This is a genomic window from Escherichia sp. KCJ4928, from assembly GCF_004352695.1.
Lineage (GTDB): Bacteria > Pseudomonadota > Gammaproteobacteria > Enterobacterales > Enterobacteriaceae > ECMA0423.
This window is the reverse complement of the sequence record NZ_SJWV01000465.1, coordinates 1-904: the sequence shown is the minus strand read 5'-3', so window position 1 is coordinate 904 and position 904 is coordinate 1. Positions and strand designations below refer to the sequence as shown.

General features: G+C 58.8%; 1 protein-coding gene. It reads left to right on the top strand.

Annotated features, from left to right (window positions below; genetic code table 11):
- A partial coding sequence (locus tag E0D98_RS24865) for a hemagglutinin repeat-containing protein (RefSeq protein WP_205713036.1) occupies positions 1 to 904 on the top strand: 904 nt, incomplete at both ends.

Here is a 904-nt window from a genome sequence, read left to right as displayed (position 1 = left end):
CAGTGACCACATCCGCGCAGGACAATATTACCTGGGACAAAAATAATCGTCTGTCGCAGGGCGTCACACAGAGTACGGGCAGCACGCTTGCCGGTAACGGTGATGTCACGCTGACCGCCGGACGGGACATGACGTCACAGGCGGCATCGCTGTCAGCTCAGAAAGGCCTGGCCCTGATGGCGGGTCATGACGTGACGCTGACCGGTGCACAGAATACCAGCTCGCTGGATGAATACCATAAAGTGACCGGCAGCAGCGGGATGTTATCGAAAACCACCACAACCACGCATGATGTCACTGACCGCCGGACCATGACGGGCAGTGAACTGAACGGGGATACGGTCAGTATCAGCGCCGGACATAATCTGAACGCCACGGGCAGCAGTGTGGCCGGGGATAACCGTGTCTCCCTGGCTGCCGGAAATAACCTGAATATCGGTACGCTGACAGAAAGCAACCGTGAAACACACCTGAAACAGGAGAAAAAATCCGGGCTGATGAGCTCCGGAGGTGTGGGATTCAGCATGGGCAGCCAGAGTCTGAAAGTCACGGACACCGCAACAGACACCACACAGAAAGGCAGCACGGTGGGGAGTGTTCACGGTGATGTTTCCCTTCAGGCAGGTAACCGGTTGACCGTCAACAGCTCTGACCTGATTGCCGGCAGGGACATGGCACTCAGTGGTAAGGAAGTCAGCATTACCGCCGCCACAGACCAGCATGTACAGACACATACGGTGGAGCAGAAAACCTCCGGTCTGACGCTTGCCCTGTCCGGCACAGCGGGCAGCGCCCTGAATACGACGGTGGAGACCGTACAGGCGGCGAAATCTGCCGGAAACAGCCGGCTTGAAGCCCTGCAGGGGGTGAAGGCCGCGCTCTCGGGGGCTCAGGCCGTGCAGGC